General features: G+C 48.3%; 11 protein-coding genes and 5 tRNA genes. 1 reads left to right on the top strand and 15 read right to left on the bottom strand.

What is annotated here, in order from left to right; all coding sequences use genetic code 11:
* Positions 1-185: 185 nt before the first annotated feature.
* The 8 genes from T320_RS04015 to T320_RS03980 form a co-directional block, all read right to left on the bottom strand.
* Positions 186-1502: an S-layer homology domain-containing protein gene (locus T320_RS04015; RefSeq protein WP_037353239.1), complete on the bottom strand. Its 1317-nt coding sequence runs from the start codon at positions 1500-1502 to the stop codon at positions 186-188.
* Positions 1503-2228: 726 nt separating this feature from the next.
* A tRNA-Leu gene (locus tag T320_RS04010) sits at positions 2229-2314 on the bottom strand.
* A 34-nt stretch (positions 2315-2348) separates the two neighbouring features.
* Positions 2349-2435, bottom strand: a tRNA-Leu gene (locus tag T320_RS04005).
* Positions 2436-2562: 127 nt separating this feature from the next.
* Positions 2563-2639 (bottom strand) — tRNA-Val (locus T320_RS04000).
* A gap of 3 nt (positions 2640-2642) precedes the next feature.
* A tRNA-Val gene (locus T320_RS03995) sits at positions 2643-2719 on the bottom strand.
* 436 nt (positions 2720-3155) lie between these two features.
* Positions 3156-3923, bottom strand: coding sequence for a TPM domain-containing protein (locus T320_RS03990; protein WP_037353237.1), 768 nt, complete (start codon positions 3921-3923; stop codon positions 3156-3158).
* A 13-nt stretch (positions 3924-3936) separates the two neighbouring features.
* Positions 3937-5043, bottom strand: coding sequence for a TFIIB-type zinc ribbon-containing protein (locus tag T320_RS03985; protein WP_037353235.1), 1107 nt, complete (start codon positions 5041-5043; stop codon positions 3937-3939).
* A gap of 31 nt (positions 5044-5074) precedes the next feature.
* Positions 5075-6370: an SPFH domain-containing protein gene (locus T320_RS03980; protein ID WP_037353232.1), complete on the bottom strand. Its 1296-nt coding sequence runs from the start codon at positions 6368-6370 to the stop codon at positions 5075-5077.
* Between the two features lie 119 nt (positions 6371-6489).
* Between T320_RS03980 and T320_RS03975 the strand changes: the two genes are divergently transcribed.
* Positions 6490-6563: transfer RNA gene (locus tag T320_RS03975), tRNA-Gly, on the top strand.
* Between the two features lie 126 nt (positions 6564-6689).
* On the opposite strand, the gene T320_RS03970 is transcribed toward T320_RS03975, so the two are convergent.
* The 7 genes from T320_RS03970 to T320_RS03940 are packed head-to-tail and all read right to left on the bottom strand — an operon-like array spanning position 6690 to position 16007.
* Positions 6690-7721 carry a hypothetical protein gene (locus tag T320_RS03970; RefSeq protein ID WP_037353229.1) on the bottom strand — a complete coding sequence of 344 codons (1032 nt, stop codon included), beginning with the start codon at positions 7719-7721 and terminating at the stop codon, positions 6690-6692.
* A gap of 20 nt (positions 7722-7741) precedes the next feature.
* Entirely contained in the window at positions 7742-8368 is a 627-nt protein-coding gene (locus T320_RS13850; RefSeq protein WP_051608583.1) for a DUF805 domain-containing protein, read from the bottom strand.
* Between the two features lie 14 nt (positions 8369-8382).
* Complete coding sequence (locus T320_RS03960) at positions 8383-9582, bottom strand: glycoside hydrolase family 3 protein (protein ID WP_037353226.1); 1200 nt, start codon at positions 9580-9582, stop codon at positions 8383-8385.
* Positions 9583-9591: 9 nt separating this feature from the next.
* Positions 9592-11208, bottom strand: coding sequence for a hypothetical protein (locus T320_RS03955; protein ID WP_037353223.1), 1617 nt, complete (start codon positions 11206-11208; stop codon positions 9592-9594).
* Positions 11209-11225: 17 nt separating this feature from the next.
* Positions 11226-11900 carry a zinc ribbon domain-containing protein gene (locus tag T320_RS03950; RefSeq protein WP_072023986.1) on the bottom strand — a complete coding sequence of 225 codons (675 nt, stop codon included), beginning with the start codon at positions 11898-11900 and terminating at the stop codon, positions 11226-11228.
* A 26-nt stretch (positions 11901-11926) separates the two neighbouring features.
* Positions 11927-12673 carry a hypothetical protein gene (locus tag T320_RS03945; protein WP_037353218.1) on the bottom strand — a complete coding sequence of 249 codons (747 nt, stop codon included), beginning with the start codon at positions 12671-12673 and terminating at the stop codon, positions 11927-11929.
* Positions 12666-16007 carry an acetate and sugar kinases/Hsc70/actin family protein gene (locus T320_RS03940; protein ID WP_037353216.1) on the bottom strand — a complete coding sequence of 1114 codons (3342 nt, stop codon included), beginning with the start codon at positions 16005-16007 and terminating at the stop codon, positions 12666-12668. Before T320_RS03940 ends, T320_RS03945 begins: the two co-directional genes overlap by 8 nt.
* Positions 16008-16009 lie beyond the last annotated feature (2 nt).

Raw genomic sequence — 16009 nt, 5'->3', positions numbered from 1 at the left:
CTACACTTGACGGTTATTCGTAACTTATATGCCGATATTAACCAACGAGCTAGGAAAGCACGCCGTCTATCGGTGGTCTTTTTTATCTGTCTTTAGTGTAGCACAAATCAGCATAAACTGCAAGAAAAAGACCTCCACCGAAGTGGAGGTCTTTGTTAGTTGCGTATAATCTGCTAATCGATTGATTAGAACAGGAATTCAACGCGGCCGAAGATGCTGTTGTACGTCTTGTCCTGACCGATGAGCTTGCCGTTACCATACTGGAGCTGGGTAACGATGTTCTTGAGAGGAACATACTTAACGCCGATTTCGAAGCCCTTCGTACCAGCCTTAACAACATCCCAAGTCGGATGAATAGCAGCACCGTAACCGAGGTAACGATAAGCAGCCCATGCGCCCCAAGTGCCCTTGTTAGCCGGCTGAGCGCCTTTGTAGCTTACCTGATAGGAGAAAGCAGTCTTCTGATCCGGATTAACGCCAGCATTTACATAATTTTCAAGCTTCTTATTGCCACGAGCATAAACAGCATCAATAGCAACATTCTTATCGAACTTGTAGCCAGCACCTACAGACCAAACACCATCTTTAATGCCTTCTTTAGCGGTACCATAAGGAATGGTACCAACAGTAATTCTATCACCGATGTTGAACTGCTGATAAGCAGCACGAGCCGTCAGCTTGCTCTTACCAGCATAGTTCAGGCCCACGCCCCAATAGTTAGATGTTTTAACGTCACCTTTAGCAGCACTGTCATTTATGGCATCAATCGTATTGCTGCTCAGACGGCCATAAGCCAGAGTAGCTTTGAGGTCTTTACCGAAGGTTACATCGAGACCGGAGAAAGTGTCATCGAATACGATGTCATTAGCAATCTTGTTGCCCATCTTACCAGCACGGACCTGGAAGTTCTTGTAGTCGCCCTGTGCCCAAACACGTTTGAGATGAACATTGTCATCATCCTTACCCGTGTCATGAGTCATGTTAATCTTAGCATCGAGACGAGCATTTACATGCCAGTTCTTGTTTACTTCAGCGCTGGGTTCGAGGCGGAATAACAACTGATTCGTGTCAGCATTGTCTGCAGTATTCGTCGTGTAAGTTTTGCCAACGTTCGTACGCTGCCAAGTGTATTCAGCTTTGCCGTTCCACTTAACCATGTCAGCGTTGCGTTCGAGCTTAGCTACGCGAACACCCAGGTTGTTGAGTTCTTCAGCGAATTCAGCAGCCAGTTTGTCAACCAGAGCTTTGTCAGCACCGGAGGTGTTCTTAGCCATAGCTTTAGCTACCATCTGAGCCATTTCGTAACGGGTGATGTTACGGTTGCCCTTGAAGGTGCTGTCGCCATAGCCTTCGATAACGCCGTCAGCAGCCAGCTGGCTTACAGCGTCATAAGCCCAATGGTCAGCAGGAACATCGGAGAACGGATTTGCAGCAGCGAAAGTCGTGCTAGCTGCACCAACAACCAGAGCGGTCGTCAGAGCGGATACGAGAGTCTTCTTCATGAGAAACTCCTCCTTCTGTAAAATAGAATTAATATTCGTTCTGAAGGCGGAATAGAAGACTTTGCGAGTGTCCATGTTTCCTCAGCAATTTTCCATTCGTTTTTCAGAACCTAAGTTAGTTTAACATAATATAAAACGATTTGCAATAGGAAACTAATTAAATTTCCATTAAATTTCCATTAAAAATTCAGAATCAAGGCAATACTTTATGAGCGTTACTAGATTGTTCGTGCCCGAAAAGCCCGTGGCAGTATATTCCTGCGCTAGTACGCGCAAGCGCGTAAATCGCTTAGGAATACACCGCCACGGGCTTTTCGTAGGTAACTTTAGGGCACTTTTTCTTGACTTTATCGCTATAAAATGCTATATTTTTCTTGTAAAGAGAGAGTATAGACATGTTATACCCAAAGAAAAAGCCCTGCCGAAGTGATGACCGGCAGGGCTTTTCTTAGAATCATCTGCAATAAGCGCAGGGAGTACATAATGGCTAGATTACCACCGCTGCTTGGGGCTTACAAGCCTAGCCAGTGCAAAACAAGCTCAGCGATAATGCCGCCGATGATACTTGCCAGCACAGAAGCCGCAAAAGAGAGTTTAGACATGTCTTCCCCTCCTCTCTCGCCGGATTAACCTTTGATAGAGGCTGTGGCAACAGAGACATTATAGCATAAAAAGACCATTACGGTAAATGTCCATCTACCATAATGGTCTTTTCTAATTCTTAATTGGTGCGGTCGATGGGACTTGAACCCATACGTCTTGTGAACACTACCCCCTCAAAGTAGCGCGTCTGCCAATTCCGCCACGACCGCAACATATTCAATAAAAAGGTTTTACACATAAAAATGGTGCGGACGAGAGGACTTGAACCTCCACGATGTCACCACCACTAGTACCTGAAACTAGCGCGTCTGCCGATTCCGCCACGTCCGCATTAAGGTGTCGTCGGTGTAAGCACCGAACCAACACAAACGATTATACGGGATAATTCTGAATGTGTCAATAGGTTTTTGAAAAAAATCAAAAAGGAAGCCGTTCCCAGCTTCCTCATAATTCAATATGGTGCTCGCCGAGGGATTCGAACCCCCGACCCCCTCCATGTGACGGAGATGCTCTAGCCAACTGAGCTAGGCGAGCTTATGGTGGGGTTAACAGAATTCGAATCTGTGACCTCCTCGATGTCAACGAGACACTCTAACCAACTGAGCTATAACCCCATGTCGTAAGGACAAGACTCATTATAGCCAATGTTTATTGTTCTGTCAAGGAATTATTGTGATTTCATCATACAAGCGCTATAATATTGTTGTTGCCACAGCCTTCGTCAAAGGTTAATCCGGCGAGGAAGGAGGGCTGTTTATGAATTTCTCTCAATTTTGGTTATCGGTACTTGCAAGTTTTATCGGCGGTATTATCGTTGAGCTTGCACTCTACCTGCTGGGCCGCTGACCAGTGGCAATGTGGTAATCCAGCATAATGTACTCCCTGCAAGCATCAGCAGATGAACAAGAAAAGCCCCCGCACAGGCATCACTCTGGCGGAGGCTTTTCTTTGTTCGGTACTGTAATGAACTTCTCTCAATTCATTTGTATTTTCAGTCTAGCATCGACGTCTTTTTTTGTCAATGATTTTTTACGGCCAGTAAGTGCAATACTAAAACTTTCCTCCCCCGCCGCCGTGGCTGCTGTCGCTGGAGGATGATGAGCTGCCACTGCTCTTGGATTTTTGCCGGCGGGTCACGGTGGTATAGAGGTATCTGTCCTGCCGCTGGAAGATGTCAACGCTGTCCTGTTTCAGGTAAGCGCTGGCTTCTACGGCAGGAGTAACATTGCTCATGCCGCAGATGAGGTAATAGGCAAAGAAAAAGCCGCTTGCAGCTGCCACCGCTGCCGCGATAATCGCTGCCCAAATGTCAAATTCATCACCAGGGTCATAGGGAACACCCTCTTTTTCGTAATAACTCAGATAGCGGTCTATACCATCCACGAAGTGATGAAAGCCATCGCTGTAATCACCATTGGACAAATCATCCAAAAAGAGATTTTTGAGGCCATGAATCCCCGCTTCGTCGGTGATTTTCGCCCGCATTTTATTATCGGTGGAGATATACCAGTCACGGCTGCCCATGGCCAGCACGAGGACAATACTGCCGTTTTCCCCATTGGCAAAGTTTTTGTCCAGAATGTTGTTGGCGTATTTGCCAATGCTGATGCCCCCCGGCACATCCTGCATGGTGCAGATGCCGATTTTGATTTTATGGGCGGCCTCTACCTGCTGGATTTTTGCCGTAAGCGCTTCACGCTGGTCGCTATTCAGAAGTTTTGCCTGGTCCACCACGGGCGTGGCCGCCAAGGCCGCAGTCTGGCAGATAAGCAGGAATGCGAGGCAGGCGCCCTGCAGGATTCTTAAGAATTTTTTCATCGCCATTCCCTCCTCAATCTGCCAGCAGCCACTTGGCTGCATAGTACACAATGGGCAGGACTACGGCAAAGACCGCCAGCCCATAGGCCACGGCTTTTTTCATGTCGTAGGGAAGGCTGCCAACCACCTTGCCGGACTGGCCGTTCATCATAAAGGTATAGGGCTTGTCCTGATAGCGGGTGGTGACAATCCAGACGGGTGCCATACAATAAGCCACAACGCCTGCCTGTTTCTTCACATCGGATTCGGTGCAATGAACACTGTCATATCCTTCCACCGTGTCCGACAGCACATCAATGGCACTCTGCTGTACCCGCTTGTCCGCCCGCGGCACGGAAGCCTCAGCATCCACATCGTATTTATCCGCGAGAAAGCCTGTCATATAGGCGTTGGAAAAGGGCACCATTTCGCTGTAGTCGAAGGGTTCAATGCTCTCCATATAGGTGTCGTCCATCTTTTCACTGCCGTCCACCGGGATGCGGGAAAAAGCCATACTACCGGAGCGCAGGCACTCATAATGGCTGGTCTCCGTGACTTCCTCGTCACTTGTTTCGTAGATATGGATTTTCTCCGCCCGAAAATGAGCATAAGCATCCACCTCGGAATCAAAGAGCCAGAACGGCACATAGATCGCCTGAATGGCCTCAATACGATTCTGAGACTTAAAGAGACTGGGCAGCAGCCACTTGTTTTCATAGAATGCTTTGAGCGCCGCCTTGGCATCGTCCTTGGTCTTTTTGAACGGAATGATGTAGTCGGGCTTGAGCATGCCCTCAAAACGGCTGGGCAACATCACCGCATGACCACAGTAACAGCATTCCGTGGCCATGGTATTGCCATCGGCCACAATTTCCGCACCGCAGGACTCGCAGGTGTAGGACTTAAACGCCTCTGCTTCTTCGGCTGTCCACTCGCCCCCCGCTACTGCCGTATCCCATTTTTCATCTTCTCGTTCGGCGGCTTCTGCCGCCATGGCCTCTTTGGCCTGAAACAGTGCTTCAATAGATTCCGCCTCAAGCTCCGTACCGCAGTATTCACAGGTTATCTTCTGCGTGCCGGGCTTAAAATCCAGTGGCGCACTGCAGTTAGGACATTTATAAGCTACGGAAGAACTTGCCATACCGCCACCTCCTTATCCAATATCAATTTCATCACGGACGCGGACTCCCGCATTCAGCGCAGAACTTGCCGCTGTTTTTGGCCCCGCATGCACAAACCCAATCACCAGCAGGACGGGGTTTGCCACATTCCGAGCAGAATTTGCCCGTATTCTTGGCGCCACATGCGCAGGTCCAGCCGTCATCCGGTTTGGCAGCACCGCATTCGGAACAGAACTTGCCCGTGTTGCCGCTATGACCGCAGGCACAAGTCCAGCCGCCTGCAGGTGCCGCCTGACGGGCAGTGGCCTGCTGTGCCTGGGCAGCTCTTTGCGCCTGCCCCTGCGCCATCATATCACCGACATTGATGCCATTTGCATTGCCAGCCATGTTCATCCCCATAAAACCGATAGCTGCGCCGCCTTCGTTGTTCGCCGCATCACGCAGAGCATCCGCCTGCGCCGCACCATAGAAACCTGCCATCAGCGACGGGTCGCGGCCCAGCACGGCAGCTTCCTGCATCTTCTGCAGTTTTTCAAGCACTGCCTGACTCTCATCCGTAAGGCTGACGCTGGCCACCGCTACGGACACCACTTCAATGCCGCGCAGATTGCCCCATTTCTGGCTGAGACTTTCGTTCAAGGCATCGGCAATATCCTGAGAATGTGCCTCCAATTCGTCATAGCCCACCCGCATAGCCGAAACTTTGGCCATAGCCGGTTTGAGTGCCATCATGAGTTCGGATTTGAGCTGACTGTCGATTTCCTCACGGCTGAACGTATCACTGACATTGCTGGCAATGTTGGTGTAGAACAGAACCGGATTGGTAATGCGGTAGCTGTACTCACCGAAGCAACGAATCTGAATGGTCTGCTCATAGTTCAGCGTGTCATCCCGCACCTTGAAGGCAATCGGCGACGGCGTGCCGAACTTGTTGCCATAGATTTCCTTGGTATTGATGTAGTACACCCGCTGGTCACGGCCTGTGTCTCCGCCAAAGGAGAAACGGCGGCCGATTTCTGCAAAGACCTTCGGAATTGTATCGGAAAGGTCGCCTGTGAACAGCGACGGCTCCGTTTCCCGGTCATAGGTGTATTCACCCGGTTCGGCACAAATGTCCACCACCTCACCATTTTCCACAATGATGAGGCACTGGCCATTGTTGACTGCTACTCTTGAGCCCTGGGAGATGATATTGTCGTCCCCCTTGTTGGAAGAACCACTGCCGGTCTTGCGGTGCCCCTTGGCCATAAGTACGTCTGGCGGCAGACTGTCACAGTAGATGTATTCTTTCCACTGGTCGCCTAGCACACCGCCCACGGCACCAATTCCTGCTTGTAAAAGTCCCATAATTTTACCTCCTATGTAAATCCAATAAAGACAACTTTATCTGTACTAAGATTCGCCATGCCGCAGACAAATTCCCCCTTGCAATACAATAACAAAAATGATATACTGAAAAAGTCGTTGCGGGCATAGTTCATCGGTAGAATGAAAGCTTCCCAAGCTTTAGAGGTGGGTTCGACTCCCATTGCCCGCTCCAATAAGAAATTGCAGGAGCTGCGAACGCAGCTCCTTTTTGGCGTCTTTATCAGAAAAAATTGCCGTGCCCTTAACCGGCACGGCAATTCTTCCTGTATAACAGCCGGTCTATCCACCAACTGAACAGTTATCTTATGTATGTCCAATTCATATCAGCTGTCTTAATCCTAAATTCGTCAAAGTCTTGTGGGAATACATCATCACTAGTCACATACAGATCGTTAAATTTCTTGGTTCCTGGAGCCACTGCACCATAAAGATCTATCGTCGAGCGGAAGTAGAAATTGTCTCTTTGGTAAATGACTTCTCCCTGCTTGTACAGTGTTATGGACATAGTCATGTTGTTGATTCGGACAACAGGATTATTGGTTCCATTATAAAAGAACCCATGAAGCTCCAGCCTGTGATCATTTGTATAAGTTACGCCAGTAGCCAGCCATTCCATGTCATGGGTATTAGCCATGACAGAATCATTATAGTTCTTCAAACGTGTCTGGATATCTGCCAACCTCTGCTTTTCTCTTTCCCGGGCCTGCCTTGCTTCTTCCTCCTGTCTGCGGCGCTCGGCTTCTTTCGCCGTATTTACAAAAGCTGTCAGGTTATCCTTCAACGTAGTCAGGTCCATGGATGAAGCAAAATCCGTCTGTCCGACTTCTACGCTGGCTGCCTGTTCCCGCAAATCCTGCACCTTATCGTCAATAGCCTTTATCTTATCCGCGGTATCAACAGACAAAGGCTCCTTTACCACCGCCGCTACAGCCTCGAGTATAGAACGCTCAATCTCTGCCGCCGCATAAAGATTGCTACAAGACTGCTTGTATTTACTGCTGGGATGGGCACTTTTCAAATCACTGCAAAACTTATCCATGTTGGTTCTGGCAACAGCCAGTTTGTCTGTCCAATCCTTCACAGTCTCGTTGTCTGCCTCACCTGGCAGGGACTTAACCTCTTCCAGCAGGGACTTGATTTCCAAAGTCATCTGCTCACCAGACACACACTGAGACTCAAAGCGATTAGCCTGCTGATGGAAGTAATAAAATGCGCCCCCCACTGTAAGAGCCAACACTATGGCCAAAGCCCCCAGGTAAACGGTAAGTTTTTTCTTCTGCGGCTCCCTGCCCAAAGAATTTTTACTCTGCTCATCTGCTTGTATCTGCATTTAACTAAGATCCTTTCAACTTATTGATAACTTACCTGCTGAAGCGGGTCCTCACCGTACTGATTGGCTCCCTTAGTACCAGGGCAGAATATAATATACAAATAGAAGAGAATGTTTACATAAGGTATTAATCCAATCAATATTATCCAACCAGAGTGCCCCAAATCATGACACCGGCGAATCTCCAGCATAAGAGAAGCCGCAATGAACGGCAGAATCAACACCAAACTTGGCAATAACAAAAACAACCCCAAGATATTAGCCGCACCAGAGTCTGCCTCCAGCATTACTGCACCGATCCCCAACATGATATACGGAATTAGCGCCATCAAAAAAAGCTTGATTCCTGCGACAAAATATGCCCAACGATTCAATCGTCCCTGCGTAGTCAAATACCGGCCCTTGAACCGCTGCACAAATGAATCACGCTCTACTTTTTTCTGCCATTCTGCATTGGACACATTCTGGAGCCGTTCTGCCACATTGTTTTTCACTACATCAAATTCCTTCTTGATATGATCAACGCTATCATTATGCATCACCGGAGTCTGCTGTGGTTCTACAGCTTCCAGTTTAGTGCCGCAGCTGCCACAGAATTTCGCATTTTCTTCCAACGGAGCACCACATTTTGAACAAAAATAAGCCATTTCTATTTCCCCTTTCATTTATCATTGGGACGTAAGCCGTGCATAAGTTTAGCCTTTACTACCCGGCGTACCGATTCCTCTAGGCGCTGTTCACTAATTGTCCCGCTTTTCACAGCATCATAGATGCCCATATAGGCCTCCTCGGCGTGCTGGTAATCATGGCAGACCAGCACGATATCCGCCCCCGCCAAAATGGCATCTGCCCCCACTTGACGGAAGGATTTATGGTTGGCAATGGCCCCCATTTCCATATCATCCGTGATGACCAGGCCCTGATAGCCCATTTCCTCCCGCAGAAGACCGGTGATGATTTTCTTAGACTGGCTGGCAGAATGTTCCCCATCAAAAGCAGGATACTTCAAATGTCCCACCATGATCATGTAATCAAGCCCCTTGCCCTTGTCCGTATCATTGAATGTCTCACGGAAAGGCACCAGATCCGATTTGCGCAGTTCGCCTTCACTGGCCTCTACAGAAGAAACTTCCTTATGGGAATCCAGTTTTCCCCTGCCTATACCGGGAAAATGCTTCAGTGCACAAATCATGCCGCTTTCCTTATAGCCTGCTACGGCCTGCTGGACAAATTTCAAGGTGTCATAGGGATCCTTGCTGTAAGAACGACTGTCCTGAGATCCCACATCCGCCACAGGGGCAAAATTCAGATTGATGCCCACGGCCTTCAGCTCTGCTGCTGTATCCTGAGCTAATTTTTTTGCCTGCTCCGGCTTTCCATGTTGTCCCACTTCCTCTTGTGATGGCGGCGGAGTAATGAAATTCTTGCCACGCACCACCAAACCACCTTCCTCATCTATGGCCACAAACAATGGCAATTTCTCATCTGCTTTGGCCTGCAGATTATACACAAAAGTCTTGGTCTGCTCCTTGTTCTCCAAATTTCGGTCAAAGAGAATAATGCCACCATAATGGAACTGGTGCAACACATAAAGAGTATCATCATTCACCGCGGTGCCCTGCACCCCAATCATCATCAACTGGCCAATTTTTTCTGTTGTGGACATGGAAGAAACAAGCTCATCCACTTTCTCGTCCAAAGTCAGTTGTTTTTCAACTTTTCCCACTGCAGCTGAATGTAATTTCTCTGCTGCCGGCTCTTGGGACACAAAGCGGGAAGCAAATATGCCGCCTCCCAGCACTGCCAGCAAGAATGCCATTACCCCCAAGACAATCAACCGCCGCTTAACCTTCTTGTCCATTGCCTCTCCTTAAATCTTTTTGTTGTTTACGGCAGCGATCTTCCATGCACCACCATCCTTTACCACTGTAGCAGTACTGCGGAATCTGTTTTCTTCATACCCCCCCGGACGTCGGTCACGGGCCACTAAAATAAAGCTGACTTCTGCACGATCTGCCTGCACATCCGACACCTGCAAATCTGTAACGCGGCTTTCAATGGTATTGGCAAAGCCCCTGGTCCAATTATCATAACTCCCCATAGTGTTCTGCATATTATCATTCAGCAGATTGTACGCAGAGCGATAATCCCTATTAGTTATGTATTTGTGATAGGAAGCCACCACATTCTTGGCAGCGTTGCCCACAGCCTGTGTATCTACCTTGGGAGCTTCAGGAATCCTCACACTGATGTAATCAACCTTATTCTGTCCATTGATAGCAAAACGCAGGATACCGTCATTGCCAGTCAGCGATTTGAAGTTGTACTCATACAGTACCAGTCCTTCGTAATTGGTCTTCATGGCATCACTGCCATAAGCATCTATAACCTCCTGTAGCGTAGAACCTTCATGTATGCCCCTCTTAGTAGAACAAGCAGCACCGTCAGACACGAACGACGTTACTACGCCACCTTTAGTGCCTACCTTCATACCATCATAAAAATAAAAAACATGACCTTCTTTACCATTTTCATGGCTTTTTTCCTTGCCCAACTTGGAATGTAAGTCATCCAGGCTGATATCAAGATCAACGCCCCCCAAGGAAAGGTCCGTTTTAGCCACCAACTGAGGCTTTCCTTTTTCCTTGCTACTGTCAGGGTTCTTGGTCAGGGAGCGATAACTGGAGGCAGCTGACGTATCAGAACCAGCCGAAAATTCCTTAAAGCAAATACCTGCCAGGACAATGAACAATACGGCTATCACGCCTATGATAACACGTTGTGTGCCATTGGTGCCAGATCCTGTTGCAGTTGGCTGCATCACCGGCGTCTGTGGCATAGGCGGAATCTGCGGCCTTGGCGGAGTCACTGGCTGGGATTCTGCTGGCTTGTTCTCCTTTTGAGGCGCACCACAGCCAGCACAGAACTTTCCTTTATTTCCCTGTCTGCCGCACTGGCCACAAGTCCATCCTGCAATTGTCGACTCTTCTGCCGCCCGCTTTACTGCAGCTTCGCTTTCTGCCTGAGTTTTGCCACAGGCTGTACAAAACGGCCCCTTATTCTCCGACTTGCCACAATAGCAGTCCCATGTCTGCGGTTCCTGCAGCAGGGCATGGTCTTCCATTGTCTCAGACTCGCTTTCCTCCGTTGATTCTTCTTCCTCAACACCCCAACGCAGGGCACCAATCAAAATGCTCATAACGGAGTCAATACGCTTTTCCTGCATATTACCAGACTTAAGACGCTCTTCAGCATCAATCCTGGCTTTTTCCTGATCCTCCTCGGGCCCCTGATCTGCAGCCAAAAGGAGCTCACCTATATCATGCTGCTGAAAAGCTTTCTTCAGCGCATTGATATAGCGTTGATCCACACCTTCCAGTTTGGGCTCCAGTTTTTCAATCAGCTCATCTTTCCTGCCCAGAATCTGCCTATCTTCCTTCAGCAAAGCTTCCAAGGCTTCTTGTATACGTTGTTCTCCCTGTTCCATACAAACACCTTTCTCATTTACAGGTTAAAACTTCTCTTGAAAATTTCAAAACGGCTCTGGAACTGATCATAATATTGCCCCCCCGTCACATATTGTCCTGTGTTCCCTAATATGCCCTGGCGCATGCACTCAGCACGTTTTGCCTGCAGCGAAAACATGCCTTCTACTTCTGCAATCAATTCAGAATCATTGATGATGCCATCCTTGTTCCAGACACGATGCCGTTTTTCTATGGCTTTTATTACATTGCTTTCATAATCCAGCAAACTGCTGTTGCTAAACTGCCCAGAGTTTATTTTGCCAGCCAAATCAGCCAGTTCTGTTTCATTTGCCGCCAGCGCTTCTGCTACACTTTTTATACATGCTTTTCTCCGCCTCTGCGTGTCATCTGTTTTGAGGTTGCTTTCAGTTGCTGATGGGGCAGATGTCTTTTGCTGCACAGTTGCCACATCTGGAGTCTGCTGATTCCGATAAATCATATAAGCGCCACCTGCCAACAACAGTACAATAATAACCAACAACAAGACTATTACCGAATTATTGGCTGAAGTTGGCTGCCCAGTCACAGGCTGCCTGGATGCAGGTGCAGGCAGCTCAGGCTGCGGAGTGATTTTCGCCACACTCCCACAACTAGTACAGAAATTGGCATCATCTTCCAACGGAGCACCGCATTTAGTGCAAAAACCTGCCATAAACGTTTCTCCCCCATCCCTATAGCTTAATTAAGGATCAATTCACCTTTATTATATATTTGCAAATCAATTGTCAACACGGCCGGTAATCTGAGCTTTATATTTTGATATGTATGCCCCTGCTGGAAATTAGATCTAAAAAGCTCCTTCATCCCACCTGCTCCATGATTGTCCCCTGTATAGGTTTTTACATTAGGCAGTACAAGATAATAGCTTTTATACCGAAAGCCCCACAAGTCGGCTTCTCCTAACGAAGGCGCTTCCTCAAATTTGGGCTTGATACGGGGATTATTGAAACGCTCATTAAAATTTACGCACTTAAATCCCCGAATATCGTATCTGCTGTGAAAAACTTTCTTGGCATTTTTAGCATCAAAACCGCTTAATTCCTGTATATGATTGAAGTCTTGAGCAAATTCATTGCATTTAACCAACAGCTCATTCTCTGAAGAATTTTTTTCTGCTGCAGGCCGTGCCACCATGCCGTAAGAAACAGGTTCTTCTTCATAATGCCGATTGCCAGCACTGACATCAACATTTTTTGCGGACTGCATGCTAAGCTCTCGGCACTTCCTTTCCAGAAGCACCAGTTGTCCTTCTAACGCCAGCAGGTGATTCCGTAATTCATAAAACTCCTCCCCACTAATAGCATTCTGTCCTATATGATTTTTTTCCCTAAAAGTCTCGCTCTTCCCTTTGCCACTTTTAATCAATCCCCAAAGACTTACGATCAACGCTGCCAATGCCATTCCTAATGCAACATATTCAATCACTTTCCAACATCTCCATGCACTCTTTCATTTCCATAATGAACACCGGCTCCACAAACACTTTCTTCGGCTCTAAGCCCATCTGGTTCACATAATAGCTTCTCACCTTGCGAGCAACTTCCTGATATCTTCCCTCATCCATTTCGATGCCTTCAAACCAGATATGGCGATTTTCATTGAACTTGTCAATGAACGCCTGTAAGGCAGCCACATTCTCTACCTCAATGCCCTTTGCGATATCATAGGCAGAGATAAATTCATTCGCTTCGTGCGTCTCGCCTTGCACAACATAGATATCACCGGCAAACTGCGAAGCTGCGATGAATTCATCCCGCCCTTTTTCACCAAAGAGTGTCTCCGTCTGCTGTGCCTCATCAAAGAATTCCGCATCGTTATGGGGGCGTTCCTCAATCATGCCCCCAGCCACCTCTACCTTAGGTGTATCGCTAAGATGGATCTTCATACCATATTTATCATCCAGGCCAGAATACTCAGCCAACATTTCCTTGAACACACCAAAGAAGGGATTCTCAGTGTCAAAGGTTCCACCAGACAGCCAATAGAACGCTCTGGAGCCATTGCCTCCCACATAGATATCCGGCAGATGATTTTCAGAGTAGATCCCCTGCTCTGACAACTTGCCAAGGAGTGCCCCCAGATAAGCAAACATACCCGCCATGGCCAACTGCGTCTGTTGAAGTACCTGTTTTATTTCTTTGCGTCCAGTATTATTCTTCAGGTTTTTGAGATACTGCTCACTGTTTTGGCGCATATCAGCATCAATCACGGCATTGCGATGTTCATCATCCATGCCTTCCATCGCCAACTTCTCGCCCTTGAAAAGCTCATAGTTGCGATAAATCGGTTTAAACAGAGTGCGACCAGCAAATTGAACAGATGTATGGTAGACGATTCTGGCCGGTTGTCCGCTGATGACAGAAATATCGGTGGTACCTGCACCAATATCCAAACAAATGGCACCCTCGCCAAAGTTTGTTGCCTTAGTGCCAAGTTTGTTGAAATGATAAGCAGCCGCTTTGCTTTCCGGCCAGTAATTGGTCACGCCCTCATTTTCCTTGGACATGCCTGACTGCTCATAGGCTTCCTGCACTGCCTCGCGGCAGGTAGCCTTAAACGCAAACTGCTGCTCTGCAGAAAACGCCGTAGGATAGGAGAAGTTCCACTCAACAGCTTCAGCCCCAGCTTTGGCTGCTTCCACCAGGCTCTGCAAACAAATCTGCTTCACGTAGGCTGCCACTTTACGGCGTCCCACATCATCATTCTTCCATTTCAGGTTAGCATCAATCTGCAAATTGCGCTGCTTGAAGTCCTCAGCATTGTTAGTCAAAAGCCAAAATACATTACCATCCTGCAACGGACGGATTTCTGTCTTCAAACGGCTGCTATTCAATACCTGGAAAATACTCAGGAAAGAACCATCCTGTTGATCTTCCGTTGAAGAAGGAATAAAATTCAGGAAGGTACGCGTTCTGGCTACGCCGCTTTCCGTAACAGGCATAAGATTTGGCTGGAACGCCAGTGGTTCCGGTCTGTAATTTCCAGAACGATGATAAAGCATGGTACCAGATGTACCAAAATCAATACCCACCTGCCATTTAAGCCTTGGTATAACCTGTACTGGCTGCGGCTCAGGCAACAAAAGGATGCCGCCTTCTACACGCTCAGCGTAAATGCCATTTTCCGCGGAAACATTAACCGTACAGCGAAGTGCCTCCGGGAATCCAGTCAGCCGAGCCGTGTACAAGTTAGTCATGCCATTCTCCGGCATATCCACGGCAATATCCTCACCATATTTCCAGGGGTACACATAGAAGAAATCCCTACCTGCACCTTGGGCACTCACATTCTGTGCCTCACTGTTTTCATAATAGAGATAGTATTTATTCCAGCCCTCACGCTTGATATTCGGCCACAGCTCAATGACCGGCACATTAGTCTGAAGATAGATGAGTTCCTGTTTTGGGTAGGTCTTGGTGTATTTGTAATCGGATTCCCCATGAACACCAGCCAGTGGGAACGCAAACTGCACGGTAATGCGGTCACTGAGATTCTCAATGCGCAGCCGCTGCGCAATTTCCTGGGGGGTGAAATACTCCAGGATTTCCGCACGCAGGGGCAAAATGGCACTGAGGTCATCTGCCGACAAGAGTTCACTGCCAGGCACTTTTAATGTGCCTGCCAGAGCATTCCCCGGCTCTATGACCGTCATGCGTTCCGTGAAGAAATCTTCTGGTCTGCGGAAAACAGCCTTGCCCAAAGGTGTGCGTCCAATATGGCTATTATCCTCAGCCAGCGCTTCTTCAGTAATATCGTTGGCCGAAATACCAGGCCACACCACTAGCTGTGCAGCAGGCACCCCTTCCTGAGCTGCAAAGTCCCGCACCATCTGGGGAGACACCAGCAGGATTTCTCCAGCCTTGTCACGGGCAGGTGACATCACCAAACGCACCGCAGAATCACTGGCATCAGCAGCCTTAGCCTCCACAGATTGGTTCAGGCAACGGAAAATCCCGATATTCATTTCCAAATTAGACGAAACCATTCTCTGGCCTGCAGGCAACTGAGCAGAGCGAGCCCGGATATCTGCCTGATAAGATTCCAAAGCACCAAAAAGGTTCAAGCAGGCAGCCTGTTCTTGATCAGCCGTGGGAATCGCTCTGCGCAGATCCTGCTCTACCTGCTGAAGCCAGGTGCAAAGAGCGCCCAGTTCGTCCACCGTCAGATATGGTATGGGATCGCAGAGATTTAAGCCATCTGCGCTCCAAGGCTGAGCCAAAATTCCCTGCATGGTACGCCGATAATCAGCGGCAGCGGCTACTAGTGTAGTGGGTGAAGTCATTGCTAGTGGCCTGTCCTGCAGGAGCAGGATATAGATGTCATGCCAGCTAGTGCTTTGGCTGATGCTCTCCGTAGGAGCAAGACCAGCCAGCACCTGCTCCAATCCACTGGAGCCAGCCCCCAGATGTACTGCCTCTGCCTTAAGATTAAGATGACGTATATCCTTTAAGGCAATCATGGCCAGCAGGGAACGCCATTCCCCCTGCACCTTATCATGAAGTCCTCTCACGAACTCCTGGGCACCAATCTTCTGGTCATCATAAAGCGCCATTTGGAAAAGTAGTGGTCTGGCCCACACATCCGGAATGGAGTCAATACTACCTATATCCTGCGTAGAGCCGCCCGCTGCCAAACTCTTCACCAGGGCCAGCAGGAAATCTCTCGTACCAGTTTCCTTCTCCCAGACACTTGCTTTGTCAGGATTGATAGCTGCGTCCTCATTGAGTTTCGGCAGCATGGGAAAATATTTATTGGCCATTT

The sequence above is a fragment of the Selenomonas sp. FC4001 genome (assembly GCF_000701565.1).
Lineage (GTDB): Bacteria > Bacillota > Negativicutes > Selenomonadales > Selenomonadaceae > Selenomonas_A > Selenomonas_A ruminantium_B.
The sequence above is the reverse complement of the archived record's forward strand: the minus strand, read 5'-3'. Positions and strand labels throughout refer to the sequence as shown.

Coding starts and splice junctions, on each gene's coding strand:
- T320_RS03985 (WP_037353235.1), bottom strand. CDS start 5,043: ATGGCAAGTTCTTCCGTAGCTTATAAATGTCCTAACTGCAGTGCGCCA.
- T320_RS03960 (WP_037353226.1), bottom strand. CDS start 9,582: ATGGACAAGAAGGTTAAGCGGCGGTTGATTGTCTTGGGGGTAATGGCA.
- T320_RS04015 (WP_037353239.1), bottom strand. CDS start 1,502: ATGAAGAAGACTCTCGTATCCGCTCTGACGACCGCTCTGGTTGTTGGT.
- T320_RS03950 (WP_072023986.1), bottom strand. CDS start 11,900: ATGGCAGGTTTTTGCACTAAATGCGGTGCTCCGTTGGAAGATGATGCC.
- T320_RS13850 (WP_051608583.1), bottom strand. CDS start 8,368: ATGGCTTATTTTTGTTCAAAATGTGGTGCTCCGTTGGAAGAAAATGCG.
- T320_RS03970 (WP_037353229.1), bottom strand. CDS start 7,721: ATGCAGATACAAGCAGATGAGCAGAGTAAAAATTCTTTGGGCAGGGAG.
- T320_RS03940 (WP_037353216.1), bottom strand. CDS start 16,007: ATGGCCAATAAATATTTTCCCATGCTGCCGAAACTCAATGAGGACGCA.
- T320_RS03980 (WP_037353232.1), bottom strand. CDS start 6,370: ATGGGACTTTTACAAGCAGGAATTGGTGCCGTGGGCGGTGTGCTAGGC.
- T320_RS03955 (WP_037353223.1), bottom strand. CDS start 11,208: ATGGAACAGGGAGAACAACGTATACAAGAAGCCTTGGAAGCTTTGCTG.
- T320_RS03990 (WP_037353237.1), bottom strand. CDS start 3,923: ATGAAAAAATTCTTAAGAATCCTGCAGGGCGCCTGCCTCGCATTCCTG.